Source organism: uncultured Roseobacter sp. (assembly GCF_947488185.1).
GTDB lineage: Bacteria > Pseudomonadota > Alphaproteobacteria > Rhodobacterales > Rhodobacteraceae > Roseobacter.
This window is the reverse complement of record NZ_CANKYM010000005.1, coordinates 26505-53316: the sequence shown is the minus strand read 5'-3', so window position 1 is coordinate 53316 and position 26812 is coordinate 26505. Positions and strand designations below refer to the sequence as shown.

The 26812-nt window shown below is 60.0% G+C and carries 24 protein-coding genes and 4 tRNA genes; 7 read left to right on the top strand and 21 right to left on the bottom strand.

What is annotated here, in order from left to right; all coding sequences use genetic code 11:
* Nucleotides 1-79: 79 nt before the first annotated feature.
* Complete coding sequence (locus Q1A52_RS18355; protein ID WP_300018733.1) at nt 80-1240, top strand: aromatic ring-hydroxylating dioxygenase subunit alpha; 1161 nt, start codon at nt 80-82, stop codon at nt 1238-1240.
* Entirely contained in the window at nt 1237-1467 is a 231-nt protein-coding gene (locus tag Q1A52_RS18350; protein WP_300018730.1) for a hypothetical protein, read from the top strand. Before Q1A52_RS18355 ends, Q1A52_RS18350 begins: the two co-directional genes overlap by 4 nt.
* Here Q1A52_RS18350 and Q1A52_RS18345 read toward each other — a convergent pair.
* The 5 genes from Q1A52_RS18345 to Q1A52_RS18325 all read right to left on the bottom strand — a co-directional run bounded on the left by Q1A52_RS18345 (nt 1453) and on the right by Q1A52_RS18325 (nt 8643).
* On the bottom strand, nt 1453-2214 hold the full coding sequence (locus Q1A52_RS18345) for a DUF2189 domain-containing protein (protein WP_300019514.1): 762 nt from the start codon (nt 2212-2214) through the stop codon (nt 1453-1455). The genes Q1A52_RS18350 and Q1A52_RS18345 overlap by 15 nt on opposite strands.
* A 123-nt stretch (nt 2215-2337) precedes the next feature.
* Complete coding sequence (gene prfB / locus Q1A52_RS18340) at nt 2338-3462, bottom strand: peptide chain release factor 2 (protein ID WP_299783494.1); 1125 nt, start codon at nt 3460-3462, stop codon at nt 2338-2340.
* Nucleotides 3463-3544: 82 nt separating this feature from the next.
* Complete coding sequence (locus Q1A52_RS18335) at nt 3545-6100, bottom strand: penicillin-binding protein 1A (RefSeq protein ID WP_300018727.1); 2556 nt, start codon at nt 6098-6100, stop codon at nt 3545-3547.
* A gap of 117 nt (nt 6101-6217) precedes the next feature.
* Nucleotides 6218-7435, bottom strand: coding sequence for an N-acetylmuramoyl-L-alanine amidase (locus Q1A52_RS18330; protein ID WP_300018724.1), 1218 nt, complete (start codon nt 7433-7435; stop codon nt 6218-6220).
* A gap of 65 nt (nt 7436-7500) precedes the next feature.
* Nucleotides 7501-8643 (bottom strand): aminotransferase class I/II-fold pyridoxal phosphate-dependent enzyme, encoded by a 1143-nt coding sequence (locus Q1A52_RS18325; protein WP_300018721.1) that lies wholly within the window; start codon nt 8641-8643, stop codon nt 7501-7503.
* 23 nt (nt 8644-8666) lie between these two features.
* Between Q1A52_RS18325 and Q1A52_RS18320 the strand changes: the two genes are divergently transcribed.
* Nucleotides 8667-10001 carry a M48 family metalloprotease gene (locus Q1A52_RS18320; protein WP_299783498.1) on the top strand — a complete coding sequence of 445 codons (1335 nt, stop codon included), beginning with the start codon at nt 8667-8669 and terminating at the stop codon, nt 9999-10001.
* Nucleotides 10002-10005: 4 nt separating this feature from the next.
* A complete protein-coding gene (locus Q1A52_RS18315; protein WP_300018718.1) occupies nt 10006-10752 on the top strand; it encodes a DsbA family protein in 747 nt (248 codons plus the stop codon).
* A gap of 36 nt (nt 10753-10788) precedes the next feature.
* Here Q1A52_RS18315 and ispG read toward each other — a convergent pair whose 3' ends face one another.
* The 3 genes from ispG to hemA form a co-directional block, all read right to left on the bottom strand.
* Nucleotides 10789-11919 (bottom strand): flavodoxin-dependent (E)-4-hydroxy-3-methylbut-2-enyl-diphosphate synthase, encoded by a 1131-nt coding sequence (gene ispG, locus Q1A52_RS18310; protein WP_300018715.1) that lies wholly within the window; start codon nt 11917-11919, stop codon nt 10789-10791.
* An 88-nt stretch (nt 11920-12007) separates the two neighbouring features.
* Nucleotides 12008-13252, bottom strand: coding sequence for a helix-turn-helix domain-containing protein (locus Q1A52_RS18305; RefSeq protein WP_300018712.1), 1245 nt, complete (start codon nt 13250-13252; stop codon nt 12008-12010).
* Nucleotides 13253-13385: 133 nt separating this feature from the next.
* Nucleotides 13386-14609 carry a 5-aminolevulinate synthase gene (gene hemA, locus Q1A52_RS18300; protein ID WP_300018709.1) on the bottom strand — a complete coding sequence of 408 codons (1224 nt, stop codon included), beginning with the start codon at nt 14607-14609 and terminating at the stop codon, nt 13386-13388.
* A gap of 242 nt (nt 14610-14851) precedes the next feature.
* Here hemA and Q1A52_RS18295 point away from each other — a divergent pair, with 242 nt between their 5' ends.
* Both Q1A52_RS18295 and Q1A52_RS18290 read left to right on the top strand, forming a co-directional pair.
* Entirely contained in the window at nt 14852-16225 is a 1374-nt protein-coding gene (locus Q1A52_RS18295; RefSeq protein WP_300018706.1) for a M20/M25/M40 family metallo-hydrolase, read from the top strand.
* 55 nt (nt 16226-16280) lie between these two features.
* Complete coding sequence (locus tag Q1A52_RS18290) at nt 16281-17153, top strand: alpha/beta fold hydrolase (RefSeq protein WP_300018703.1); 873 nt, start codon at nt 16281-16283, stop codon at nt 17151-17153.
* 5 nt (nt 17154-17158) lie between these two features.
* On the opposite strand, the gene Q1A52_RS18285 is transcribed toward Q1A52_RS18290, so the two are convergent.
* Nucleotides 17159-17235: transfer RNA gene (locus tag Q1A52_RS18285), tRNA-Asp, on the bottom strand.
* 155 nt (nt 17236-17390) lie between these two features.
* Here Q1A52_RS18285 and Q1A52_RS18280 point away from each other — a divergent pair.
* On the top strand, nt 17391-17675 hold the full coding sequence (locus Q1A52_RS18280; RefSeq protein WP_300018700.1) for a hypothetical protein: 285 nt from the start codon (nt 17391-17393) through the stop codon (nt 17673-17675).
* 50 nt (nt 17676-17725) lie between these two features.
* On the opposite strand, the gene Q1A52_RS18275 is transcribed toward Q1A52_RS18280, so the two are convergent.
* From Q1A52_RS18275 to tgt, 12 genes are all read right to left on the bottom strand, one after another.
* Nucleotides 17726-17802 (bottom strand) — tRNA-Asp (locus Q1A52_RS18275).
* Between the two features lie 141 nt (nt 17803-17943).
* Nucleotides 17944-18663, bottom strand: coding sequence for an SGNH/GDSL hydrolase family protein (locus Q1A52_RS18270; protein WP_300018697.1), 720 nt, complete (start codon nt 18661-18663; stop codon nt 17944-17946).
* Between the two features lie 17 nt (nt 18664-18680).
* Nucleotides 18681-19619 (bottom strand): pirin family protein, encoded by a 939-nt coding sequence (locus tag Q1A52_RS18265; protein ID WP_300018694.1) that lies wholly within the window; start codon nt 19617-19619, stop codon nt 18681-18683.
* Nucleotides 19620-19690: 71 nt separating this feature from the next.
* Nucleotides 19691-19966 carry a hypothetical protein gene (locus Q1A52_RS18260; protein WP_299783508.1) on the bottom strand — a complete coding sequence of 92 codons (276 nt, stop codon included), beginning with the start codon at nt 19964-19966 and terminating at the stop codon, nt 19691-19693.
* 266 nt (nt 19967-20232) lie between these two features.
* Nucleotides 20233-20493 (bottom strand): hypothetical protein, encoded by a 261-nt coding sequence (locus Q1A52_RS18255; protein ID WP_299783509.1) that lies wholly within the window; start codon nt 20491-20493, stop codon nt 20233-20235.
* 214 nt (nt 20494-20707) lie between these two features.
* Nucleotides 20708-20783 (bottom strand) — tRNA-Val (locus Q1A52_RS18250).
* 34 nt (nt 20784-20817) lie between these two features.
* Nucleotides 20818-21396 carry a histidine phosphatase family protein gene (locus tag Q1A52_RS18245; protein ID WP_299783510.1) on the bottom strand — a complete coding sequence of 193 codons (579 nt, stop codon included), beginning with the start codon at nt 21394-21396 and terminating at the stop codon, nt 20818-20820.
* A gap of 89 nt (nt 21397-21485) precedes the next feature.
* A tRNA-Val gene (locus Q1A52_RS18240) sits at nt 21486-21560 on the bottom strand.
* Between the two features lie 55 nt (nt 21561-21615).
* On the bottom strand, nt 21616-22038 hold the full coding sequence (locus tag Q1A52_RS18235; RefSeq protein WP_300018691.1) for an HU family DNA-binding protein: 423 nt from the start codon (nt 22036-22038) through the stop codon (nt 21616-21618).
* A gap of 216 nt (nt 22039-22254) precedes the next feature.
* On the bottom strand, nt 22255-24666 hold the full coding sequence (gene lon, locus Q1A52_RS18230) for an endopeptidase La (RefSeq protein WP_300018688.1): 2412 nt from the start codon (nt 24664-24666) through the stop codon (nt 22255-22257).
* A 198-nt stretch (nt 24667-24864) separates the two neighbouring features.
* Nucleotides 24865-25551, bottom strand: a complete 687-nt coding sequence (locus Q1A52_RS18225; RefSeq protein ID WP_300018685.1) for a methyl-accepting chemotaxis protein — start codon at nt 25549-25551, stop codon at nt 24865-24867.
* A 103-nt stretch (nt 25552-25654) separates the two neighbouring features.
* Nucleotides 25655-26782: a tRNA guanosine(34) transglycosylase Tgt gene (gene tgt / locus Q1A52_RS18220; RefSeq protein WP_300019512.1), complete on the bottom strand. Its 1128-nt coding sequence runs from the start codon at nt 26780-26782 to the stop codon at nt 25655-25657.
* Between the last annotated feature and the right edge of the window lie 30 nt (nt 26783-26812).

Below are 26812 nucleotides of genomic sequence, written 5' to 3'. Positions count from 1 at the left end.
GGAAACTCGGGTCGCTTTGAGCGCGGCGACAGATGGCTGTTGGCGTATGCTTTTGGCCACGACCGCAAGGAGAGTTGCCATGGATCGCCTGCCCACCGACCTGTCGAACGTGCGTCGCCCGATTGCCGAGGCAAACGGCCTGCCAAACGCGCATTACACCGATGCCACCGTCTTCGAAGAAGAAAAACACGCCTTGCTCTATGACGGCTGGGCGGGTCTGGCCGTGGCCGCAGATGTGCCGGAGATCGGTGACGCCGTCCCTTTCAGTTTTCTGGGCATGCCTCTTTTGCTGGTGCGGGACCGCCAGAACAATGTTCGCGTCTTTCAAAACATCTGCCGCCATCGCGGCATGATCCTCGTGGCGGAACCGCGCAAGATCGAAGGCGCCATTCGCTGCCCTTATCACAGCTGGTGTTACTCCACGAACGGCAAGCTGGTCAGCACGCCCCATGTGGGCGGGCCGGGCCAGAACAGACACGAGGGGATCGACCGCGACCTTCTGGGGCTGGTCGAAGTGCGCAGTCATATCTGGATGGGCGTGGTCTGGATCAATATCTCCGGCACGGCGCCCGATTTCGAGACCGCAAATGCAGCGTTACTCGACCGCTGGGCGGAGTTCGACCGGCCTCTCTATCACGGCGGTGCGGACAGCGCCTTTGCGCTCGAGGTCAATTGCAACTGGAAGCTGGCAGTAGAAAACTACTGCGAAAGCTACCACCTGCCCTGGGTCCACCCAGGCCTGAACAGCTATTCCCGGCTGGAAGATCATTATCACATTGAAGAAGAAGGGTTTTTCTCTGGCCAGGGTACATTGGTTTACCGCCAGATTAAAGGCAATAACGAGCAGGTTTTCCCAGACTTCGAGGACTTGAGCGATAAATGGGACACCGCAGCGGAGTACATCACCGCCTTTCCCAACGTCCTGCTGGGCGTGCACCGGGACCACACTTTTGCAATCATCCTTGAACCGCAGGGTCCCGAAAAAACCCGTGAGCACGTGCACCTGTTTTATGCCACGCCCACGACGGATGACGCGCTCCGCGCCCGCAATGCCAAGCAGTGGAAAGACGTCTTTGTCGAGGATATCTTTGTCGTCGAGGGCATGCAGCGCGGGCGTCATGCGGTCTCTTTTGATGGCGGGCGGTTTTCGCCCGCGATGGACGGGCCGACACATCTTTTCCACGCTTGGGTTGCCGGGCGGGTGCAACAGCGGCGGATGGCAGCTCAGGCGGCGGAATGAACGAACTTGAGGCGCGTCTTTTACTGGCAAATGCCGATGACGACCGTGCAGCCCTCGTGACGCTTTACACAGAAGCCGCAGATCAGAGCGAAGATGAAGACGCGGCGGCCTTTTACCTTACCCACGCCTATATCTATGCGCTGGAACTTGGTGCCCCGCAGTCCGGGGCGCTACGGCGTCGGCTGATTGAGATGGAGCGGGAAACGCCCTCTTCAGGCGGTCTCTGATAGCAGCCGGTAAAGATGCCAGGAGGCGTGGCCCAACCACGGCAGGACAATCCATAGACCGAGGAACCCGGGTAGCATGGCCGCAAAGCTGAGCCCGGCAATCAGCGCTGCCCAAGCCAACATCACCGCCGGGGCCTGCCGGACCACGCCAATGCTGGTGATCATCGCGGTGATGAAATCAATCTCCCGGTCCAGCAAAAGGGGCAGACCGATGACCGTGATGCTGTAGATCAGCAGCGCAAAGAGGCCGCCGATCAGCGTGCCAAAAGCCAGCATGGTCAGCCCGTTTAAGGTGAGAAATACTTCGTAAGAGGTTGATATATTTGTCATCGTTGTCAGGCCAAGGAAGAGCGCAAAGATCATGTGGCCAAGGAAAAACCAAAAGAGGAAAATCACTACCATCATGGTGCAAAGCGACGGCAACTGGCGCAGGCGCTGTTGCCAGATCACCCCGAACACAGCGCCGGGTGGCACCGGCGTGCCGCGTTCCACGCGCCGAGACACCTCGTAAAGCCCGACGGCGGCAAATGGCCCCAGCAGAGGAAACCCGATCGCCGCCAGCACAAGCCAGAAACTATGGCCGGTGACGGCTGTGACGCCAATCATCGCCCAGCCGGCGAGGATGTAAAAACTGGCGAAGGTCAGCCCGTAGAACGGATGGCGGCGAAAGTCCTGCGCGCCGCGACGGAGCGCTTCCTTGAGATCTTCAAAACGGGGCTGACGCAGGCTTGGTGCGCCCATTCCCATGTCGGCGGTTGCTGATGCGGCCATGACGATTCCTCCCCTGTCGGAAGAAGTATAACATGACAGATGGATGTTCTGACCAGAGCCAGATCACCCAAATTGACGCCAAATAGCATCCACTTGGAGTTAGCTGCCCTGCGCCTCGGCGCGGGTCTTGCCGGAGACGTCCAACGCCAGCGTGGCCGCCATCAGACCATCGAGATCACCGTCCAGCACACCCTTGGTGTCGGAGGTTTCAAAGTTCGTGCGCAGATCCTTGACCATCTGGTAGGGCTGCAGCACGTAAGAGCGGATCTGGTTGCCCCAACCCGCATCACCCTTGTTCTCATGCGCCTCGTTGATGGCCGCGTTGCGCCGGTCCAGCTCCAGTTGGTAGAGCCGTGATTTCAACGCCTTCATCGCGATATCCCGGTTCTGGTGCTGTGATTTCTCGGAACTTGTCACGACGATGCCGGTCGGGTGGTGGGTGATCCGCACGGCGGAATCAGTCGTGTTCACGTGCTGACCACCTGCCCCGGAGGAGCGGTAGGTGTCGATGCGGATATCCGCAGGGTTCACCTCGATATCGATGTTGTCATCAACAACCGGGTAAACCCAGACGGAGGTAAAGGACGTATGCCGCTTGGCAGCGGAATCAAACGGAGAAATCCGCACCAAACGGTGCACACCGCTTTCGGATTTCAACCAGCCATAGGCGTTCACACCGCTGATCTTGTAGGTGGCGGATTTGATCCCCGCCTCTTCCCCGGCGCTTTCCGCCTGCAGTTCGACCTTGTAGCCCTTCTTTTCCGCCCAACGGACGTACATACGCGCCAGCATGGACGCCCAGTCACAGCTTTCGGTGCCCCCTGCCCCGGCATTTACCTCCAGGAAGGTGTCATTGCCATCCGCTTCTCCGTCCAGCAGCGCCTCAAGCTCTTTTTGTGCCGCTTTTTCTTCGAGCGATTTCAGCGCGGCCTCGGCCTCGCTGACGACCTCTTCGTCTTCTTCCATTTCGCCAAGCTCGATCAGCTCGACGTTGTCGGTCAGGTCCTGCTTGATGCTCTCATAGGTCCCAAGTGCATCGACGAGCATCTGCCGATCCCGCATCAGCTTTTGCGCCGCGTCCGGATCATCCCAGAGGTTCGGGTCCTCGACACGCGCGTTGAATTCCTCAAGCCGAAACGGCGCGGTTTCGACGTCCAGCCGTTGCGCCAGCAGGTCCAGCGATTTTTCGATCTTTTCGACGGTATTTTGTGCGTCAGCACGCATGGTCAAAGCCCTTGGCGTTAAGTCTGAAAGCGGTGATAAACCAGCGCCCTGCCAGCGGCAAGGGAGCCACGCCTCTCCATCGCTAATAAAGACCGCCCGAACTCAATGTCCCGAAATCCGCTTTAGGGCCAACTGTCGCGGTGTCACCCGTCGATGTGGTTACCTGCTGGGTCTGGCGCGTACCCACCTCCTTGAACAGCGGCAGGTTCTGCCCCATCGCAAATCCACCATCATAGGTGATGCCGAAGATCGGTTGCTCCCCCTCGCGGAAGTATTCTGCCACCACCGAAGCCCCGGTGGCGCTGTCATCCAGGCGCGCGCCGGTGAAGCGGTCGATCTTGATGAACCGACCACCAGGCGGCACCTCGAAGGGTCCGCCGCCGTATTTCTTGGTCGCCTCCTCCATGAACTCCTGGAACACCGGCCCGCACATGGTGCCGCCATAGGCGCTGCGCCCCAGACTGCGGGGTTGGTCATACCCGATGTAGCAGCCCGCCACGATATTGCTGGTGAACCCGACAAACCAGACATCCTTGGCGTCATTTGTCGTGCCCGTCTTTCCCGCCGTCGGCACGGGCAGTTTCACATGGGCCGCTGCTGTGCCGCGATCCACAACACCGCGCATCATCGAGGTCAGCTGGTAGGCGGTGATCGGGTCCATCACCTGTTCGCGGTTGGAGATGACCTTGGGCGGCAGTCCGGGCTCAAGGCTGGGCTGCGCGCAATCGTAACACAGCCGCTCGTCGTGGCGATAAATCGTCTTGCCATAGCGGTCCTGCACCCGGTCCACCAGTGTAGGTTGAACCCGTTCGCCGCCATTGGCGAACATCGCATAGGCTGCAACCATCTGATAAAGCGTGGTTTCCTCGGAGCCCAGTGAGTTTGCAAGGAAGGTACCCATGTTGTCATAGACGCCAAACCGTTCGGCGTAGTCGGCCACCACATCCATGCCGATCTCTTGTGCCAGCCGGATGGTCATCAGGTTACGGGATCGTTCAATTCCGGTGCGCAGCGGGGTCGGGCCATAGAATTCGCGCGAGGAATTGCGGGGCCGCCAGAGACCCTGCGGTGTATTGATCTCGATGGGCGCATCCACGACGATGGTGGCCGGGGAATAGCCACTGTCGAGTGCTGCGGCATAGACAAATGGTTTAAAGCTGGAGCCCGGCTGCCGCTTGGCCTGGGTGGCGCGATTGAACACGCTGGACTGGTAAGAGAACCCACCCTGCATCGAAATCACACGGCCGGTGTTCACGTCCATCGCCACGAAACCGCCCTGCACCTCCGGGACCTGCCGCAAGGTCCAGCGCACAAAGGTGCCGTCCTCATCCGAGGTCATGGCGCGTACATGCACCACGTCACCAACCTCCAGCAGGTCGCCTGCGACCTTCGCCTTACTGTTCAATTGACCGCCTTCGGTCCGTTTGCGGGCCCAGGTCGCATCCCGGGCGGTGATGAAATGCCCGTCTTCGTCCTCTTCAACACCTTCGATGCCGATCCGCGCATCGTTGCTGCCGACGGAAAGGACAACAGCCGGGTACCAGGGGCCGTCCAGCTCGATATCGCGCGCCATCTTGGTTTCCGACAGCGCCGCGCGCCAGCTTTCCTCGTCCTCCAATTGTGCGGGGTCGATCTTGATCTTGGCCTCGCGCCAGACGCCCTGCTTGCGGTCATAATCCTCGAGCGCGCGGCGCAACGAGGTCGCGGCAAGCGGCTGCAACTCCTGATCAATCGTTGCGCGCACGGTCAGACCGCCGGTGAAAAACTCACCTTCACCAAAATCCTCGGTCAACTGACGCCGGATTTCATCGGTAAAATAGTCGCGCGGCGGCAGTTCCGCCTTGAAGCTTTCGAAATCGCCGTTCTGCACCGACCGCAGGGGTTCGTTCAGCTCTGACAGCAGCACCTCCTGAGAGATATAGCCGTTCTCCATCATTTCCTTCAGCACGAAATTGCGCCGCGCCAGCAGGCGTTCTTTCTGGCGCACCGGGTGATAGTCACTGGGCGCCTTCGGCAAGGACGCCAGGAAAGCCGCCTCGTGCGGGGCCAGATCGCTGAGCGGTTTGTTGAAATAGGTCTGGCTCGCCGCTGCGACGCCATAAGAGTTCTGGCCGAGGAAAATCTCATTCATGTAGAGCTCGAGGATCTGCTCCTTGCTCAGTGTTTCCTCGAGCCGGGCGGCGAGGATGATTTCCTTGATCTTGCGCTCTGCCCGGCGGTCGCCGGAGAGAAGGAAGTTCTTCATGACCTGCTGCGTGATGGTGGAGGCGCCGCGCACGTCCTGCCCGCGCGACCGGATCGCATCGACAGCCGCAGCCCCGATGCCACGCAAATCATAGCCGTCGTGGGTGTAGAAATTCTTGTCTTCCGCCGAGATGAACGCCTGTTTGACCAGATCCGGGATCGTCTCCGCCGGGGCGAAAAGTCTGCGCTCCTTGGCAAATTCGTCGATGATCTGGCCCTGCCCGGAATAAATCCGGCTGATGGTGGGTGGCGAATACTGCGCCAGCGACTCGTGGCTGGGCAGGTCCCGCCCGTACATCCAGAAGATCGCGCCAACGGTCAGCGCAACCATGCCGATGGCCATGGTGATCGTGGTGAAGATGCCCCCGAAAAAGGACAGGATGAAACGGAACACTGGCAAAATGCCTTTCTACGCTGGACTGGGTTTACATATAGGCATTGCGGCAAGGCAGGTCAAAACACGATCCGGTGGCAGAGCAGCCGGATTACGCCGGTTTTCCGGCTTTGCGCCCTATTGCCGGACCAAAGGGCGTTTCGCCGCATCCGCGTCACGCCACGTCAGGATCGATTGCACCATACCACCCACGATCCCCGCGCGCCAAACCGGGTCACGCAGGTTGTCCAGATCACGCTTGCTGGACAGAAAACCGACCTCGACCAGAACCGATGGGATGTCGGCGGATTTCAGCACCGAAAACCCGGCTCTGCGCAGGGGTCGGCGGTTCATCGGCCCCCCGGCCTCGGTCATGCCGTTCACCAGCGCCTGCGCCAGCGCATTGGAGCGGGGTTCGGTCTCCTGCCGGGCAAGATCCAGCAGCACGCTGGCCACCTGATCGTCGGACCCCGTCAGATCGGTGCCCGCAATAATATCGGCGCGGTTGTGACGGGCGGCCAGATGCGCGGTGGCGGTGTCGCTGGCCTCGTCCGACAGGACATAGACCGTTGCCCCCTGCGCGCCGCCCTGGCTCAGCGCATCCGCGTGCAGGGACAAAAACACATCCGCCCCGGCGCGATGCGCAATCGCCACGCGCCCCTCCAGCGAGACAAAGACATCCTCTTCCCGCGTCAGAACCACATCGACGTCACCTGCGCGCAACAAGGCCTCGCGCAGCTCCTGCGCAATCTGCAGCATCAGCTCTTTTTCGTTGATATCTTCCCGTTCCGCGCCGGGATCGACCCCGCCATGTCCGGGATCAATTGCCACCACAAAGCGGTCATCGATCAGAGGTGCCACCACGGGTTGGGCAGCGGGTTCCGGCCAGAGGGCGTTTTTCGGGGCCCCTGACTGGGCCGCAAATTCAGTGTCCGACGCCGGTGTCAGATCGACCCGCAGTACCGCCTGACCGGAGCTTTGATCGACAGTCATGCCGATCTCATCGGGCACCATTGGCTCAGTCATGCCCGCGACAAGCCGCGACCATCCGGGTTGAAAGTTGCCGAACCGTACATCCGTGAGAGCACTGTCCGTGGGCAGCAGATCAGTGGCGCGCACGCCGGACCAATCCACTTCGCGAAAGTCGATCACCAGCCGAGGCGGCCCATCCAGGGTGAACACCCGGAAGGGCACCCCTTGGCTGAGGTGCAATGTGATTTCGGATCGGCCAAACCACCCCGTCTCGATCCGGCTCTTGTCCGGATCGACGCGCGCGATGGCACTGAGCTCTTGCGCCGGGGCCGAACCGACGCACAGCGTCGCGAGGACCGCCCAAAGGGATATCTGCCGGATCATCTACTGCTCTGCCGGTTGTTGTTGTGCCCACCCTAGCAAAGCTGCGGCACTGGGGGAATCCCCGATCAGCGGCGCTGCATGAAATCCTTGAGCCTGCCCAGACCCTCGACGATGTCGGCTGTGCTGCGGGCGTAGGAAAACCGCAACGTCGTATGCCCCCGTTCGGGGTCGAAATCGAGACCCGGCGTGACCGACACCCCCGCTTGCTCCAGGATTTCGGCGGCAAAGGCACGGCTGTCCTGCGTGAGGTCAGACACGTCGGCATAGACGTAAAACGCGCCATCCGGTGGGGCGATCTTGGTGAACCCGGCCTCCGGCAACCCCGACAGCATCAAATCGCGGTTTGCACGGTAGACGGCCATGTTCGCTTGCAACTCATCCTCGGCGTCCATTGCGGCAAGGGCTGCGATCTGGCTGGCATGCGGGGCGCAGATGAACATGTTCTGGGCAATGCGCTCGACGATGCGCACGTGATCATCGGGAACAACCATCCAGCCTACGCGCCAGCCGGTCATCGAAAAATACTTGGAAAACGAATTGATCACATAGGCATCGTCGGTGATCTGCAGAGCGGTAACGGCCTTGGCGTCGTATTCGATGCCGTGATAAATCTCATCCGAGATGAACGAGGCCTCCTGCGCTTGCGCCGCCTCAATCAGGGCGCGCATGGCGGGCTTATCAAGCATCGTCCCGGTAGGGTTCGCCGGTGATGCCACCATCAGCCCGGCCAGATCCATGCCTGCGAAATCCTGAGGTACCGGCTGATAGCGGTTTCCCAGCGCCGTGGGCAGGTCGACCGGCGTCAAATCCAGCGCCCGCAGGATCTGCCGGTAGCTGGGATACCCCGGGGCGCCGATCCCCACCCGGTCTCCGGTGTCGAAAAGCGCCGTGAAACTCAGCAGAAATCCACCAGAGGAGCCGGGCGTGATCACCACCCGGTTCGGATCAAGATCGACGTCGTACCAATCGCCATACATACGGGCAATGCGCGCGCGCAACGCGGGCAGCCCTAGGGCGACGGTATAGCCAAGCGGGCCCGCCGCCATCGCCCGGCTCAACGCTTCTGCCGCAACCGTGGGCGCACCGGTGCCGGGCTGACCGACCTCCATGTGAATGATGTGACGACCGGCATCCTCCAGACGGCGCGCCGCCTCCATCACATCCATCACAATGAAGGGATCGACCAAGGACCGCCTTGAACTCCGCATGAAATCACTCCAATCTTTTCCTCATGGTCTTTCACCTTGTCTTCCGACTGACGTCAATCCCGGCGCTGCTGGTCTGGCTTCTGGTGGCGCCGTTGCAGGCCCAGGGCCTCCTGCGGGATGCCGATCTGGAATACGGGCTCAAGCAGCTGGCTGCCCCGATTTTGGGCGCGGCAGGCCTCAGCCCCTCACGTGTCAAGGTGTTGGTGGTGAACGACAATTCGCTCAACGCCTTTGTCGTGAGCAATGACGCGATTTTTGTGAACTACGGGCTAATCAACCGGATGCAATCCGCCCCCATGTTGCAGGCCGTGCTGGCCCATGAGGCCGCCCATATTGTCAATGGTCATATTACCCGGCGCATGACCAACATGGCCAGCGCCCGCACTGCCGCAGGCTTTGGCCTTGCGCTGGCAGCGGTTGCGGCGGCGGCGGGTGCTGGCGACGCCGCAGGGGGCATCGCCCTGGGCACACAAAGCTCGGCGCGGGCTCGGTTCTTTAAACATACCCGTGCCGAAGAGGCCTCCGCCGATCAGTCCGGCATCCGGTTCATGAAGTCCAGTGGCGTCGATCCGCAGGGCATGGCGGACGTGCTGGATTTGTTTCGTGGTCAGGAAGTGCTCGCTGAAACCCGTCAGGATCCTTACCTGCGCAGCCACCCCCTGTCGCGGGATCGTTTTCGCGCAGTCGAGGGTTTTGTCGCAGCCTATGGGCGGCAGGGAGCTGAAAACCCCGACGCGGCCTATTGGTTCGAGCGGGTGAAGGGCAAGCTCAGCGCCTATACGCGCTCGCCGAAATGGACATTGCGCAGGCTGAATGACAGCCCCTACACTGACGTCCGCCTGCTGCGCGAGGCCATTGCGGAACACCGGCAATCCCGCACAAAACAGGCTTTGAGCGCCATCGACAAAGCCATCGCACAGCGCCCGAACGACCCCTTCCTGCACGACCAACGTGGGCAGATCCTTCTGGAGACGCGGAACTTTCAAGCCGCCGTTGCGGCCTACGGGCGTGCGGCACAACTTGCGCCCAACGACGCGCTGATCCTGTCCGGCTATGGGGGAGCCTTGCTTGCCACCGGCGACGTCAAGCGCGCACGCCAGTTTCTGGAGAAGGCACGCACCATCGATTTTCGCGACGGCTCCATGCTGCGCGACCTGTCCGTGGCCTATGCGAAATCCGGGCAGACCGGCATGGCGTCCCTTGTCACCGCAGAACGCTATGCCCTGTCTGGCAGAATGGAAGACGCCGGCATTCATGCCAAACGCGCCGTGGGCCTGCTGTCGGCGGGCACTGGCCCTTGGCAACGCGCCCAGGATGTGTTGAGTGCATCCGAACGCGCCGAAAAACAACGGAGATAACCCAATGCTCAACCGCCTGATCCTACCCGCCGTACTGGCCGCCTGGGCGCTTCCTGCGACAGCGCTCGACCTCAAAACAATGGATGCCGAGGAGCGCGCGCTCTTTCGTGCTGAAGTGCGCGCCTATTTGATGGAAAACCCCGAAGTGATCATGGAAGCGGTGCAGGCGCTGGAAAATCGGCAGGCCGAAGCACAGGCGCAGGCGGATTTGACGCTGGTGTCGGACCACGCTGATGCGATTTTCAACGACGGTTTTTCCTATGTCGGCGGGAATCCTGAGGGGGATATTACGCTGGTGGAGTTCATGGATTACCGCTGTGGGTTTTGCAAACGCGCCTATGGTGAGGTGGAAAAACTCTTGGAGTCAGACGGAAACATCCGTTTCATCGTGAAGGAATTTCCGATCCTGGGGGAGCAGTCCCTGCTGGCGTCACGCTTTGTGATCGCCGCGAAACAGCTTGACGGTGATGAGGCTTACAGATCCCTGCATGACGCGTTGATGGTGTTCAATGGTGACATTACATTGCCAGCGTTGCGTCGCCTGTCAGAGACCTACGGGCTTGATGCCGACGCCATTGAGGCGCGCATGGATGACGATTCCGTCACGGATGAGATCGCCCAGACCCGTGCCCTGGCGCAAGAATTGCGCATCACCGGCACGCCGACGTTCGTCATGCATGACGAGATGCTGCGGGGCTTTCTGCCGTATGATCAGATGCGCGCCATCGTGGAAGAGAAACGCGACCTATGAACCGCCACGTAACCGCTCGCCTCTAAGGGGCTGAATTCACTCAGCAGCGCTCGGGATTGCCGCCTCCGCGTCGAGCGCGGCAGCCTTTGCCTCTACCTGCTCCACGATGTGGTCGATCATCTCGTCGTTATTGAGCTTGTGGCTTTGCTTGCCCGCCAGATAGACCATGCCGGAGCCCGCGCCGCCGCCGGTAAATCCGACATCGGTCATCAGGGCCTCACCCGGACCGTTGACGACACAGCCGATGATACTCAGGCTCATCGGCGTCTTGATGTGTTCCAGCCGTTTTTCCAGTTTCTCCACGGTCTTAATGACGTCAAATCCCTGGCGCGCGCAGCTGGGACAACTGATGATGTTCACGCCACGATGGCGCAGCCCCAGTGATTTCAGGATTTCATACCCCACCTTGACCTCTTCCACGGGATCGGCAGAGAGGCTGACGCGGATGGTGTCACCGATCCCCATCCAGAGCAGATTTCCCAGACCAATTGCAGATTTGATCGTACCCGACGTCAGCCCGCCCGCTTCGGTGATCCCCAGGTGGATTGGTGCATCTGTCGCCTCGGCCAGCTGCTGATACGCGGCTGCGGCCATGAAGACATCGGAGGCCTTGCAGGAGATTTTGAATTCGTGGAAGTCGTTGTCCTGCAGGATCTTGATGTGATCAAGCCCGGATTCCACCATCGCATCCGGACAGGGTTCGCCGTATTTGTCAAGCAGATGCTTTTCCAGGCTGCCCGCGTTGACGCCAATCCGGATGGAGCAATTGTGGTCACGGGCGGCCTTAATCACCTCCTTGACGCGTTTTTCATCGCCGATATTTCCCGGGTTGATCCGCAGGCAGGCCGCTCCGGCTTCCGCGGCCTCAATGCCGCGTTTGTAGTGAAAATGAATATCGGCCACGATCGGCACGGAAACTTCCGGCACAATCTCTCGCAGCGCCTTTGAGGATGCCTCATCCGGAACCGAGATACGCACGATGTCCGCGCCAGCATCAGCGGCGGTCTGCACCTGTGCAATTGTCGCTTTCACATCCGTGGTAAGCGTATTTGTCATGGTCTGGACGGTGATGGGCGCGTCGCCCCCGACCGGCACATTGCCCACCATGATCTGACGTGATGTACGACGGTAGATGTTGCGCCAAGGGCGCACATGGTTCAACGACATCAGCCTGTCCTTTGCCAAGAGCTCTTGGCAGGTAAAATAGACAGTCGGGGCGAAGCCCGCAATGGCAGGTTTTCGAAAGCTTTGGGTGTTAGTCCGTCGCCGGGACTAAAGGCGTCTGCAACTCAACAACCGTTGTGGCCAGCGCTTCATCCGCGGCTAGGTCTGCCACGGTGTAGCGCGCTTTCAACGCGTCCACCTCTAGCGGCAATTTGGAAGTTACTGTTCCCGTCTCGCCAACTGGGCCGTAGTATTCGCCACTGAGCGCAAAATAGATCGCACCGCTCTCACCCGTGCGCAGGGTCGGGGGAATTTCCGAAGCCGGCGCATCCCACGTATCGCCCGGCTCCATAATTGTCTCGAAGATAACTGTACCATCCGCTGCGCTCACACGTACCCACGATGGGCGCACGGCAACCATTCGGAGCGCGGGACCAGGCGCCTGGACAACCTGCGGTACCGGCGTTGGCTCGATCAAAGCGGCGGATACAACAGCATCGATAGCACCTGCAAAGCTCTGAGTCTCAGGCACCACATCATTTTCAACGCTGGCGAAATTACCAATGGAACGTGGATCAATGGTTGAAATGGGTGCATCCCGCGCCACGAGCACCGGTACATCCAATGCCTGCGGGCGATAAAGGCGATCTAAGGCTTCAGCATCAGCACGCGGTTGATCCGTACCCCCCGGCGTCGGTATCGCACCCGTCGTGTCCGGCGCGGCTGCCAGAACGCCGTCCAAGGGATCGAGATCGGAAAGGACAATCGGCGTCTGCTCAACCGGCGCCACCTGAACACGCTGCACCTCTTGGAGTACAGAGTAGCCGCCAAAGCCGATCGCGCCGATCAGCGCAAGCAGCACCAGAGACGAGCCAATTGCGCTTGGTTCAATACCAGAAAAGAAGCCATCCCGCGTGGGGACAAAAGGTGTCCCTGGACGGTTAAAGATATCGCCGTCCATCGGTCGGTTGATCGCATCATCACGGTTGGATTTCTTGATCACGGATGCCCTTGAGGACATACCGTGCGCGACGGAAAAGCCACTTTCCTCACAGAAGGTCTCAAACGCCTCGTCCGGGTTCATCCCAAGATAACGGGCATAGGAGCGCACATAACCCGCGATAAAGCCTGGCGTATCAAAGGCATCAGGGTCGCAGTTTTCAATTGCTGCAATGTAGGCTGCTTTGATCCGCAACTCACGCTGTACATCAAGAAGGGATTTGCCCATCGTGGCACGTTCGCCACGCATCACGTCACCGAGTCGCAGATCGAAATCATCGAACGCCTTGCGTTCGACTTTCTCCTCAACACTCTCTGAGTGCTTGCGCCCAATCATACTACGTCCTGCCCCGTCTTCCCGTGCCTGCCTAACGCCTCAGTCAGACTTAGAATCGTCCCCACGATTCGTACCTGACCTCTTGTTTATGTTAGGTTAACACAAGACAACTCCAATTTCATCCAGGGTAGTGTTAACCTACATCTTCGGCACGATTTAGCGCACAATGTGACCAAAGTCCGTCCATTGCGTGAACCAGAGCGTCCATCTCATCCGGCCCGTGCACAGGCGATGGTGTGAAGCGAAGACGTTCCGTGCCTCGGGGCACGGTCGGGAAATTGATGGGTTGAACGTAGATCCCGTGGTCGTCCAGCAGCATGTCGCTGAGCAGTTTCGTATGCACGGGATTGCCCACGATCACCGGGACGATGTGGCTGCCGTAGTCGATGATTGGCAATCCCAATCCCTTCAGACGCAGCTTGAGAATGCGGGCCTGGGTCTGGTGTTGTTCACGCAACTCCGGCGCACGTTTCAGGAAGGCAACCGAGGCCGCAGCCCCCGCAGCAATGGCCGGTGGCAGCGAGGTCGTAAAGATGAACCCCGGCGCGTAAGACCTTATTGCATCACACATTTTCTCGGACGCGGCAATGTATCCGCCCATCACGCCAAATGCTTTGGCCAACGTACCGTTGATGATGTCGAGGCGATGCATCAGACGGTCCCGCTCTGCCACACCGGCACCGCGCGCGCCGTACATGCCAACCGCGTGCACCTCATCGATATAGGTCAGCGCCCCGAATTCATCAGCAAGATCGCAGATTTCCTTGATCGGGCCGAAATCGCCATCCATTGAATAAATCGATTCAAAAGCGATGATCTTAGGCGCCGCCGGGTCATCCGCTTCGAGCAATTCGCGCAAATGTGCGACATCATTGTGGCGGAAGATACGTTTCGCGCCGCCATTCCGGCGCACACCTTCGATCATCGAGGCGTGGTTCAAAGCGTCGGAATAAATGATCAGGCCTGGAAAAAGTTTCGGCAATGTCGAGAGCGTCGCGTCGTTGGCGATGTAGGCAGAAGTAAACAGCAGGGCCGCTTCCTTGCCGTGAAGGTCGGCCAGTTCTGCCTCCAGCCGCTTGTGATAGACCGTTGTGCCGGAGATATTGCGCGTGCCACCAGAGCCCGCGCCCGTGGCATCGAGCGCCTCATGCATCGCGTCGAGCACGACCGGATGCTGCCCCATGCCGAGATAGTCGTTCCCGCACCAAACGGTCACAGGCTGGGTTGTGCCATCGGGCCGGGTGCGCGTGGCGTGTGGGAAATGGCCGTTGTGGCGTTCGATATCGATGAAGGTCCTGTAGCGTCCCTCTTCGTGCAGACGCGCAATGGCCTGATCCAGCTTGTCGTTGTAGCTCACCCGGTGTCTCCTTCGTACGATCCCGGGCCGTCCGTGCCTTTGGAATCTTTCTAACTAAAGCAATATAGTTCCCTTGCTTAAGGTTCAATCATCTTAAGGTGCACACCATGTCGCAGCCTTGACATGCATCAAGTGAAGACTTTGTCACATCTGCGTGCGGGTGGTTACGAATTCTGCCCGGTGACCGCTGGACACCGCCCGGCGCGCTGATACGGTTTGCCGTGAAGCAAAGGAGCCCTCTGATGTCACTCGACCCCGTCCTATCCCGTATCGATTCCGATCTGCCCGCCGCGATGGAGCGCCTCAAGGAGCTGTTGCGGATCCCCTCTATTTCCACCGATCCCGCCTACAAGACCGATTGCGACAAGGCCGCGGACTGGTTGGTTGCCGATCTGAACAGCCTCGGGATCAAGACCGAGAAGCGCGCAACCCCCGGCCATCCGATGGTTGTGGGCCATCTTGACGGTCCCGGCCCGCATCTGTTGTTTTACGGACATTATGATGTGCAACCAGTTGATCCCATTGAGCTTTGGGACAATGACCCCTTTGATCCGCAGATTGAGGACACCGCCAAGGGCAAGGTCATTCGCGGGCGTGGGACGTCCGATGACAAGGGCCAACTGATGACCTTCATCGAAGCCTGCCGCGCATGGAAGGCAGAGCATGGCAGCCTGCCCTGTAAACTGACGTTCTTTCTGGAGGGTGAGGAAGAGAGCGGCTCCCCCTCCCTCGTGCCTTTCATGCAGGAGAACGCGGAGGAGTTAAAATCCGACATCGCACTGATCTGTGACACTGGACTTTTCGAGAGCAAAACCCCCGCCATCGTCACGATGCTACGTGGTCTGCTGGGTGAGGAGATCACCATCACCGGCCCGGACATCGACCTGCATTCGGGCATGTATGGGGGCGTGGCGATCAACCCGGTGCGGGTGCTGTCCCGGATCATCGCCGCCCTGCACGACGATGAAGGGCGGATCACCGTGCCGGGGTTTTATGATGGTGTGCCGGAGCTGCCTGACGAGATTGAGGCGCAGTGGCAGAGGCTGGCCTTTGATCACGCAGCGTTTCTGGGAGATGTCGGCCTGTCCAAACCTGCAGGTGAACAGGATCGCACGCCGCTCGAGATGATCTGGTCGCGGCCGACCTGCGAAGTGAACGGCATCTGGGGCGGCTACACCGGGGATGGGTTCAAGACCGTCCTGCCCTCGAAAGCCCATGCCAAGATCAGTTTCCGGCTGGTCGGGGATCAGGATCCGCTGGTGATCCGCGAAAGCTTCCGCGCCATGGTGCACGATATGCTGCCCGAGGATTGTGAAGTCAGCTTCAACGACCATGGGGTCGGCAAGGCCTCGATGACGGAAACCGACGATCCGAGCTTTGAGGCGGCGCGCAAGGCGCTCACCGAGGAATGGCAGGTGCCTGCGGCCTATGTCGGCTGTGGCGGGTCGATCCCGATTGCGGGGCATTTCCAGAAAATCCTCGGGACCACGCCGATGCTGATCGGCTTTGGCAAGGATGATGACGCGCTGCATTCGCCCAATGAGAAGTACGACGTGGAAAGCTTTCACAAGGGCATCCGCAGCTGGGCGCGGATCCTGGCGGCACTGGCACAGTGATCCGGTCCGCAAGGTGGCCTGAAGCCCACCCTACCGCATGCTGGAGAGGGATGGTATGATGACTGGGGTAGAGACCCCCTGCTTTGCGCAGGTGAATGGGCAGGACATCTGCTACGCAATCCAGGGCAGCGGGCCGCCCGTTCTGCTTCTGCACGGCTTTCCGCAAACCCATGTGATGTGGCGCCCGGTGGCGGACATGCTGGCCGCGCAGTTCACTGTGATCAGCCCGGACCTGCGCGGTTATGGCCACAGCAGCAAGCCGCGGGGCACGGAAAACTACAGCTTTCGGCACATGGCACAGGATCAGATCGCGCTGATGGAACACTTGGGCTTCGACAGTTTTCACCTTGTCGGCCATGATCGTGGCGGGCGCGTTTCGCACCGGTTGACGCTGGACGCCCCGGACCGGGTCCGCAGCCTGACGGTCATGGATATCGTACCGACGCATCTGCTGCTCGACAAGCTCACGCAACAGGTGGCAAAGGCCTATTATCATTGGTTTTTCCTCGCTCAACCCCATCCCTTTCCGGAAACCATGATCGGGCATGATCCTGACAGCTACTTCGAGAGCTGCCTGCTGGGCTGGGGGGCTGCGAAACTGTCGGATTTCGAGCCCGAGGCACTGGCGGCCTATCGAACCGCATGGCGGGACCCGGAGGCGATCCGGGGCATGTGTGCCGACTACCGGGCCGCGCTTGGGTATGATTTCGAGCTGGATGCACAGGATCTGCGGAAGCAGGTCACCTGCCCCGCCCTCGTGCTTTTCGGCGGACAAGGTGCAATGGCGAAAGCCTATGATGTCCCCGCCACCTGGCAAGACCGGCTGAGCAACATGCAGGCCAAAGCAATCCCCGGCGGACATTTCTTTGTGGATCAGTCACCGCGGGAAACAGCGGATGCCCTGATGCGGTTTCTGACGGATATCTGAGAAAGTGGCGCGGTTGACGGGGCTCGAACCCGCGACCCCCGGCGTGACAGGCCGGTACTCTAACCAACTGAGCTACAACCGCGCGATGCGCTGCGGAATAGGCCATGTCTACCGGCCCGTCAATAGGACAGAGAGCGGACTCTCAGATCCCCCGACAACAGAAAATCTTCCCCTACGTCAATTCGAAATGCTAGCCTGCGGGAACGCCACAAAGGCGAGACCTTGGGAGGGGATAGAATGTTTGCACGCGTAACACATTACAGGATGAAGCCGGAGTCCGTGGAGGCGGCCATTGCCATGCTGGACACCATGAAGCCGCAAATCATGGCTCTGCCGGGCATGCACCAGTTCATCAACACGATGAACGATACCGGGGAGGGTTGCGTGATTTCGCTGGTGGAGAGCCGGGAGATTTCAGACGCCAACGCTGGTGCGGTACAGGCGCTCTGGTCGCAGTTTCAGGAGCATCTCGCAGCACCGCCTTCCGCCGAAGGGTTTGATGTGATTGCGGATTGGCGGTAGCGAACCCAAGAAGGCAAAAAGGGACCCGAGGGTCCCTTTTCAAGCAGCGGTGGCGCGGTTGACGGGGCTCGAACCCGCGACCCCCGGCGTGACAGGCCGGTACTCTAACCAACTGAGCTACAACCGCCCACTGCACACACGAGGCGTTGCCCGCGCGTTGGGACGTCTTAGGCGGCGGCATGAGGCACGTCAAGCGAGATACTTGCGCCGACGCATATTTTTTTACCCGCAGCGTTGCATTCGATATCGGACGACCGAATTCGGCCCATCAGAGAGGATGGGATTGCAGGTCTTCATGAATGAACTGCGCAGCAAAATGCCCCCAATGGCGGTAAATCTCGGGGCCGGGGTGGAACCCATCGGAGGCCATGCCTGTCGTGTCTGCCCCCCAATCGGGGTGCAGCAATCGCACATCCGGAGCGGCCTGAGCCACCCCCTCCAGGGCCTCCGATAGCTTTTGGGCATGGCGCCCGAGCACGGTACTCAGAGGACGCGGCAGGGCGGGAAACTGGTCGAGGGGTGGCACGGTCGTGGCGTATATCCGGCGCACCGCATAGCGGCTGCGCAGCGTATGGTGCAGTGCCTGAGTCTGGCGCGTCCAGCGCGAGGGATGTGTCAGCCGGGTGACGTCGTTGACCCCCAGCGCGGTAAGGGCAATGTCAAACGACCCCTCGCCGACAGAGGACAACAGCGCCGGGACCGAGGCCGTGGTGATGCCGGTGCGCGCCACCAATTGCCACGTCACAGTAGCCCGCGACCCAAGGGCCTGCACAAGCTGACCGCTCAAAGCCGCGCGCTGCGTCGGGGCACCGACACCGGCGGCGGAAGAATCGCCCAGGATCAGCACACGCAAACGCGGCCCCTGCCCCTCTTGGCCCGCACGCGGTCCCGATGCTTCGGGCAGACGCGGCGTGCGACGGATCACCTGCACAGCCTGAACTGCCAGCACAGGGGCGAGCGCCAACTGCTGCGCGCGGGTGAGAATCATGGAGCCCCCGCAGCCCCCTATTTATCGGGCAAGGGGATGAATTCGCTGTCGTCGCCCGGCGGCAGTTGAAACCGGCCATGCGCCCAGTCTCCGGCGCGCCAGGCTTCCTTGGCCGCATCAATGCGATCCTTTGATGATGCCACGAAATTCCACCAGATGTGGCGCGGGCCGTTCAAGGTGGCCCCACCCAATAACATCAACCGCGCCCCGGCCTCTCCGGCCTGCAGGGAGATCTTGTCACCGGGCCGAAACACCATCATCCGGCCCGCCTCAAAGCGGTCTCCGGCCACGGTAATCTCACCCGAGATCACGTAAACGCCACGGTCCTCGTGGTCATCCGGCAAGGGAATGCGCGCGCCGGGCTCGAGCAGCGCATCCGCGTAAAACGTCTCTGAATAGACCTGTACCGGCGCTTCCTCACCATAGGCCGTGCCGAGGATCAGGCGGACCGTCTTGCCCTCCCCCTCCAACACCGGCAGACTGGCCTTGGGCGCGTGTTCGAACGCCGCCGCGTTGTCTTCCGCCTCTTCCGGCAGGGCCACCCAGGTCTGAATGCCAAAAAGATCATGCGGACGCTCGCGAATCTCTCCGTCAGTCCGCTCGGAATGGGTGATCCCATGGCCCGCAACCATCCAGTTTACGGCCCCCGGTTCGATCCATTGATCCGTGCCAAGACTGTCCCGGTGATGGATCTTGCCCTTGTAGAGATAGGTGACCGTCGCCAGACCGATGTGCGGGTGCGGGCGCACGTCGATCCCCTTGCCGGTCACAAATTCCGCCGGGCCCATCTGATCAAAGAAAATGAAGGGGCCCACCATCTGCCGCTTGGGGGCTGGCAAAGCGCGCCGGACTTCAAACCCGCCCAGATCCCGCGCGCGCGGCACGATCACCGTCTCGATCGCATCCACCGCATCCCCGATCGGGCAATCGGGATCCAACGCCGGGTTCCAACTCATCGCGCGCCCTCCTTTCAGCAAGTTTCATTGGAAGAATAGCCCCGTGCGCGGGAGAGACAATTACCGATCAGTCAAATCTTGCGCAGATCGTGACCAGATCGCGTCGGTAGGGTATTCTCGTCAATCCGCCGTGCGGCCTGATCGAGCCGGGCAGCCATATGGATTATTTCAGACACATCCCCCGCGCTCTGCTCCAGCGCCATTTCGAATGCTGCATATTCAAGGAACTGCGCGGCGATTTGCATTGCGATGCGAACGCGCTCTTGATTTGGCAAGCCATCTAGCGCGGCGAAAGCCGTCGACAGGTCCACAACCTCTGAAGGAATGTCATCCGTGGGCACGGTCATGTCGTGTCCGCTTTCAGTTGTTTCCGACGCGTTACTGCCACAACATCGCGTCGAACGTTCACCTCTCTCAAATGACCCGAAAGATCAAAATATAGGCCGATCCATCAGTCCGGGATTTCACGCACAGCTCCTCGGCGCACCCCTGTCATTTTTCCTGCAACAACGTCTGGACATCACTGTCTCTTATCGAGCAGCCTGCTGTCAACCCAAGGTAGTTTGCAACTCAGGTTTTTAAACCAATTGGTATGCAAAAACTGCCTTTATACCTACTGCATCCGTCGGAACGTCTGAGGAATCGTGTCAGGCATGGCGGTTTGGACATCTGATGACGCATGATCGACGCGCGCCGCGCAATTGATCAGATCGGCCACATCGTCTGCGGAATAGGTACCCGCCATCTCGAAGGCGGCAAATTCAATGAGCCGGGACGCCAGACCAAGTGCACAGCCGGACCGCTCAGATACAGGCAGTTCGTTCAGCAAACACATCAGCCTGTCTGCGGTCTCAGTCACCGATTGATCTGCCATGGCATACATCCGCACACCACTTGCCTTCCTCACGCACATTTGCGTGCCCCTTTCTCATTCTCTCATCGCCATTCTGGCCCCCCATCATCCGGTGAATCACAGAGCGGCAACCTTGGCAAGGCACAGTTTGTGCCAGCCTCTGCACGGCCCTGTATCGGCACCATTGCGCCGGAATTCTTGATTTTCACTACCTATGAGGGTGCGGTGTGCAAAGTGGTGGGTCGTGAGAGGCTCGAACTCCCGACATCTTCGGTGTAAACGAAGCGCTCTACCAACTGAGCTAACGACCCGATTTGGGCGGTTTAGCCAAAGTCTCTGTCCGCTTCAAGCCCCTATCGTCAGTTGCTGCATTTGTCCGTTTTCTAGGTAGTAAATCACGCCCTGTCCGCCGGGCAGCATACCAATTTCGCTTACGTCCTTGTCCAATACGATCAGCCGCAACATGCGCGATGTGATCCCGTGGGTCACAAGCACAGCGGGCTCGCTCAGGTCACCCAGAAACGACCGGCAGCGGTCGTGCAGAGCGGAGAAGCCTTCCCCGCCGGGCGCACGCTCATAGAGGTCCAGCGCACTCTCCTCGCTTTCGTCTATAGCGCGGTCAATGATCAACTCATCACGGCGCAAACCTTCCCAGTCGCCAACGCCAATTTCCGTCAGCCTTGGATCGGTATCAATACGCCCAAACAAACCCTCAAGGGCGATGGCCGCGGTTTGAAAGCAGCGGCCTTGTGGGCTGCACAAGGCGCGGAAGTCCGTCAAATCACGCGTCTGCAAAATGCGACCCTGAGCTGCCGCCTGTGCCCGTCCAAGTTCAGACAAGGGAGAATCAAGGCTGCCCTGTATGCGATGTTGCGCGTTCCACTCGGTCTGTCCGTGGCGCAGGATGTAGAGAGGTGGAATCAAAGCGGTCAGCTCCTCGGCGCGCTCCGGCCCCCGCAGCCCGACAGGTCATATCACCCGGGATCGTGCAGTCGAGTGCCAAGAAAGGGAAATGGTGGGTGATAAGAGATTTGAACTCCTGACATCTTCGATGTGAACGAAGCGCTCTACCACTGAGCTAATCACCCGTGGCAACCGGCCTACCGAAATGCGATCTCGCATGCAAGAGGTCGGCGGTAACTTTCAATCCTTGGCACCATCGCTTGAAGGTTCGAGCGTTGCTTTCAGGGGGGGATTGGTCTGGCGAATTTTTGCAACGATGACCCGTCCATTGCTCAGCTTCTTTTCGCGATTGATGCGTACACGTCCCAAGGGTGGCAAAACCAGACTGCGACCTTCCGCAAGCGTCTCGCCAAGCTCGGCCAGCAAGGCTTCGACAACCGGCTTGGCGTCGCGCTTCTTCACGCCCGTCCGCGCGACCACTTTTTCCACCAACTCTTTCTTGCGCAGGGCATCTGGGAAATCAGCTGCCTTTGCTGCGTTTTGGGACGCCGCTGTCTTCTCTGACGCTTTCCTGGCGGGGGCAGCGGATTTTGCCGCGGATTTCTGCGCCACAGGTTTTGCGCGCGTACCGGTTTTGCGGGGTGTGGTTTTCGATGTGCTCATGTCGCCTCTCCAACCGCTTCTGCGGCCTTTTGTCATGCGGTAGCGCCTGGACGCTGTTTCGCGATTGGAAACAGTCTAGAGCGAAGCGGGAAAAAAATCCAGTTCGCCGCCCCTTGCTACTACCGCCCGCGCGACACCAGCATAACGCGATGCCCGCAAAGCAAGAAACCGCTGCCTTTGGGGCCGCGGTTTCCACTTGTAAAGTTGGGCTGCGCCTTAGTGTGCGGTTGCAGCGTCACTGGCCTCAGATGACCCGGCCAAGGCAGCAGCGGCTGCCGCGTCCTCAGCGGCCTGGTCCCATTCGATCGCTTCGGGCTGCCGGACCAATGCATGTTTCAGCACTTCAGACACATGGGAGACTGGGATGATGTCCAGTCCCGCCTTTACGTTGTCGGGGATTTCCGGCAAGTCCTTGGCATTTTCCTCCGGGATCAGCACCGTTGTGACGCCTCCACGCAGGGCTGCGAGCAGTTTCTCTTTCAATCCACCAATAGGCATAGCGTTCCCACGCAGTGAAACCTCGCCCGTCATCGCGATATCCTTGCGTACCGGGATTTGTGTCAGCACCGAAACGATGGATGTCACCATCGCCAGACCCGCGCTGGGTCCGTCCTTGGGCGTCGCGCCGTCCGGTACGTGCACGTGGATGTCGATCTTGTCGAATTGCGGTGGTTTGACACCGATGCGCGGGCTGATCGACCGAACGTAGGACGACGCGGCATCAATGGATTCCTTCATCACATCGCCCAGCTTGCCGGTGGTCTTCATCCGCCCTTTGCCCGGCAGGCGCAAGGCCTCGATGCTCAGAAGCTCCCCGCCCACGGAAGTATAGGCCAACCCTGTCACAACGCCGATCTGATCTTCCTTCTCGGCCAGACCGTAGCGGAACTTTTTTACGCCCAGGAAATCATCGATATTTTCATCCGTGACGGTCACCGCCTCGGCTTCCTTCTTGATGATCTTGGTCAGCGATTTGCGCGCAACCTTGGCAATTTCACGCTCCAGGTTCCGCACGCCCGCCTCGCGGGTATAGGTGCGGATCATCTCGGTGATCGCCGATTCCTGCAAATCGAATTCCTTAGCTTTCAGGCCGTGGTTCTTGATCTGCTTGGGCACCAGATGCTGTTTCGCGATCTCGCGCTTTTCATCCTCGGTGTAGCCGGCCAGCGGAATGATCTCCATCCGATCGAGCAGCGGCCCGGGCATGTTGTAGCTGTTCGATGTGGTCAGGAACATCACATTCGAGAGGTCATATTCCACCTCCAGGTAGTGATCCACGAAGGTGGAATTCTGTTCCGGATCAAGCACTTCCAGCATGGCGCTCGCCGGGTCTCCCCGGAAGTCCTGACCCATCTTGTCGATCTCGTCGAGCAGGATCAGCGGGTTCGTCGTCTTCGCCTTTTTCAGCGCCTGAATGATCTTGCCAGGCATGGAGCCGATGTAGGTGCGCCGGTGACCCCGGATCTCACTCTCATCGCGTACGCCGCCGAGCGAGATGCGGATGAATTCACGCCCCGTCGCCTTTGCCACGGATTTGCCGAGGCTGGTTTTACCCACACCCGGCGGGCCGACAAGGCACATGATCGGGCCTTTCAGCTTGGATGAGCGTTGCTGCACCGCGAGATACTCGACAATCCGCTCCTTGACCTTCTCAAGGCCATAGTGGTCGTCGTCCAACACCTTCTGGGCGCGGCCGAGGTCCTTTTTCACACGAGATTTCACACCCCACGGGATCGAGAGCATCCAGTCGAGGTAATTGCGAACGACCGTGGCTTCGGCGGACATCGGGCTCATGTTCTTGAGCTTTTTGATTTCCGCATCGGCCTTTTCACGCGCTTCCTTGCTCAACTTGGTGTCCGCAATCTTGGCTTCCAGCTCGGCAACTTCGTTTTTGCCGTCCTCGCCATCGCCCAGCTCCTGCTGGATCGCCTTCATCTGTTCGTTCAAGTAGTACTCGCGCTGGGTGCGCTCCATCTGGGATTTCACGCGAGTTTTGATCTTTTTCTCGACCTGCAGCACCGACATTTCACCTTGCATCAGGCCGTAAACCTTCTCCAGCCGCTCGCTCACGCTCAGCGTTTCAAGAAGATCCTGTTTCTGGTGCACTTCGATGCCCAGATGCCCCGCCACAAGGTCCGCCAGGCGCGCAGGCTCGGTGGATTCGCCCACAGCAGACAGCGCCTCTTCGGGCACATTCTTCTTGACCTTGGCATAGCGCTCGAACTCGTCCGATACGGTACGCAACAGCGCCTCGGTTGTGGCGAGATCGCCGGGCATCTCGGTCAGATACTCCGCGCGCGCCTCGAAAAAGCTATCGTTTTCAAGGTATTCCACGATGCGCACCCGCGCCTGCCCTTCGACCAGCACCTTCACGGTGCCATCGGGCAGTTTCAGCAGTTGCAGCACATTGGCAAGCACACCGGCCTTGTAGATACCGTCACTTTCAGGATCGTCGACACCTGGGTCGATCTGGCTGGACAGCAAAATCTGCTTGTCGTCCGCCATCACCTCCTCCAGCGCGCGTACCGACTTGTCGCGCCCGACAAAAAGCGGAACAATCATATGGGGGAAAACCACGATATCGCGCAGCGGCAATACCGGATAGGAGGCGTTGAGAGGCTCTTGCATGCTCTTTCCTTATTCTTGGCAAGATAGTTCCGGCCCCGCATTCGCAGCAACACTCGACCATCTCCGGGTTCGGACGACTAAAGTGGGGCGCAGCCCACCCGAAATCAACCTTACCGCCTGTTAAGCTTACTCCAGCATGGCCAGAGAAGCCGGGAATCACAAGCCTTCAAATCACGCCAGCTGCAGGCCCAAAAGCCCCTAATTCAGCTTTTCACGGTCCGTCAGCGAAACAGACAAAGACGAGACACGGGCGGAGAGCGTCTTCACTTCATCCGCAATCACGGTAAACCCCTTGCCAAGGTCTCCGACCCGCGCGGCCTCAATCGACGCATTGGTGGCCACCATGTTGATCACGCGCCCGATCTTGCCAATTTCCATGGCGATGGAACTGGTATGATCCGTGACATCCGCGCGGCCCTTGTCGTTAAGCTCCAGAAAGAAATTGCCCAGATCAGCACTGAAGGCACTGACACCTTTTGCGACGCGCGTGCAGCACAGGTCGTACATGTTGCCAACTGGCCGAAACCCGCGCACTTCACCCTCCGAAACGCTGCACCGGCTGATGATCCTGTCCAACTCATCCAGCGCTTCCGTCATCGCGGATAGCTGCTTGGAAAGATCCTCTGGCAGGGTTACGTCATGCGGGGCCAGGTAATCGGTTTCCAGGCCATGGGCCGCAGCAAGCCCTCCCTGGATTTTCTGCACCGCGTCTGTGAATTCCTCCGCCGTCACATTCTGCTCACCCTCGGCTTCGGTCTCCATATGATGGATCAGCACTTGCAGAGCGGCCACGCGCACAGGCGCGATCTTGGACAGAATGAGATGCAGGGTGCGTTCCAGCGTCGCTTGATTTTCAGAATTGGCATTCTTGGGCTTCGACGACATCTGGAGAACTCCGTTACGCTACGGTTCTCATCTAGCCAGCCACCGGTTAAGCTTGCGTTAAGCCGCGCGCGCCGGACTGTTAAAACAAACGGAAAATGCCGCTCTAAAGTGGCTCGATGTCGCCCTCGGCCCGGCCAGCGTGAAAGGCGGCCTCCCACTGTGCGAAACGCGTCTCGGCTATGGCGTCACGCATTTCCTGCATAAGATCCTGATAGTACGTCAGATTATGCCATGTCAGCAGCATGGAGGAGATGATCTCCTGACTGCGAAAAACATGGTGCAGATAGGCGCGGGAGTAGTTGGCGCAGGCCGGACAGCGGCACGCTTCGTCCAACGGGCGTGGGTCATCGGCGTGCCGCGCGTTCTTGATGTTGACCACCCCGCGCCGGGTGAACACCTGCCCGGTGCGCCCCGACCGGCTCGGCAACACGCAATCCATCATGTCGATGCCACGTTTCACGGCGCCTACGATATCATCGGGCTTGCCGACCCCCATCAGGTACCGCGGCTTGTCCTCGGGCAGCTGGTCTGCGGCAAAATCCAGGCAGCCAAACATCGCCTCCTGCCCTTCCCCGACGGCCAGCCCCCCGACGGCATAGCCGTCAAACCCGATCTCGGTCAGCGCTGCCGCACTTTCGGCCCGGAAGTCCTCTTCCAGCCCGCCCTGCTGGATGCCAAAGAGCGCATGGCCCGGGCGATCTCCGAAAGCTTCTCGCGAGCGCTGCGCCCACCGCATTGAGAGCCGCATCGACTCTGCGATCACGCCACGCTCCGCCGGCAGCGCCGGACATTCATCGAAACACATCACGATGTCCGAGCCCAGCAGCCGCTGGATCTCCATCGAGCGCTCCGGCGTGATCTCGTGTTTGGACCCGTCGATGTGGCTCTTGAAGGTCACGCCGCGCTCGGTGAGCTTGCGCAGCGCGGCCAGGCTCATCACCTGAAAGCCCCCGGAATCAGTCAGGATCGGTCGTTCCCAGTTCATGAACTTGTGCAACCCGCCCAGGCGGTCGATCCGTTCCGCCGTCGGGCGCAGCATCAGGTGATAGGTATTGCCCAGCAGGATATCCGCGCCGGTTTCGCGCACCGATGCTGGCATCATCGCCTTGACCGTCGCCGCAGTGCCCACCGGCATGAAGGCCGGCGTGCGGATCTCGCCCCGCGGGGTGGAGATGACACCAACCCGCGCCTTCCCGTCGCTGCCCTCTTTTGCAAAGCTGAACCGCTGCATCGCATCATCCTTTTTCGCCTGCTCAGCGCG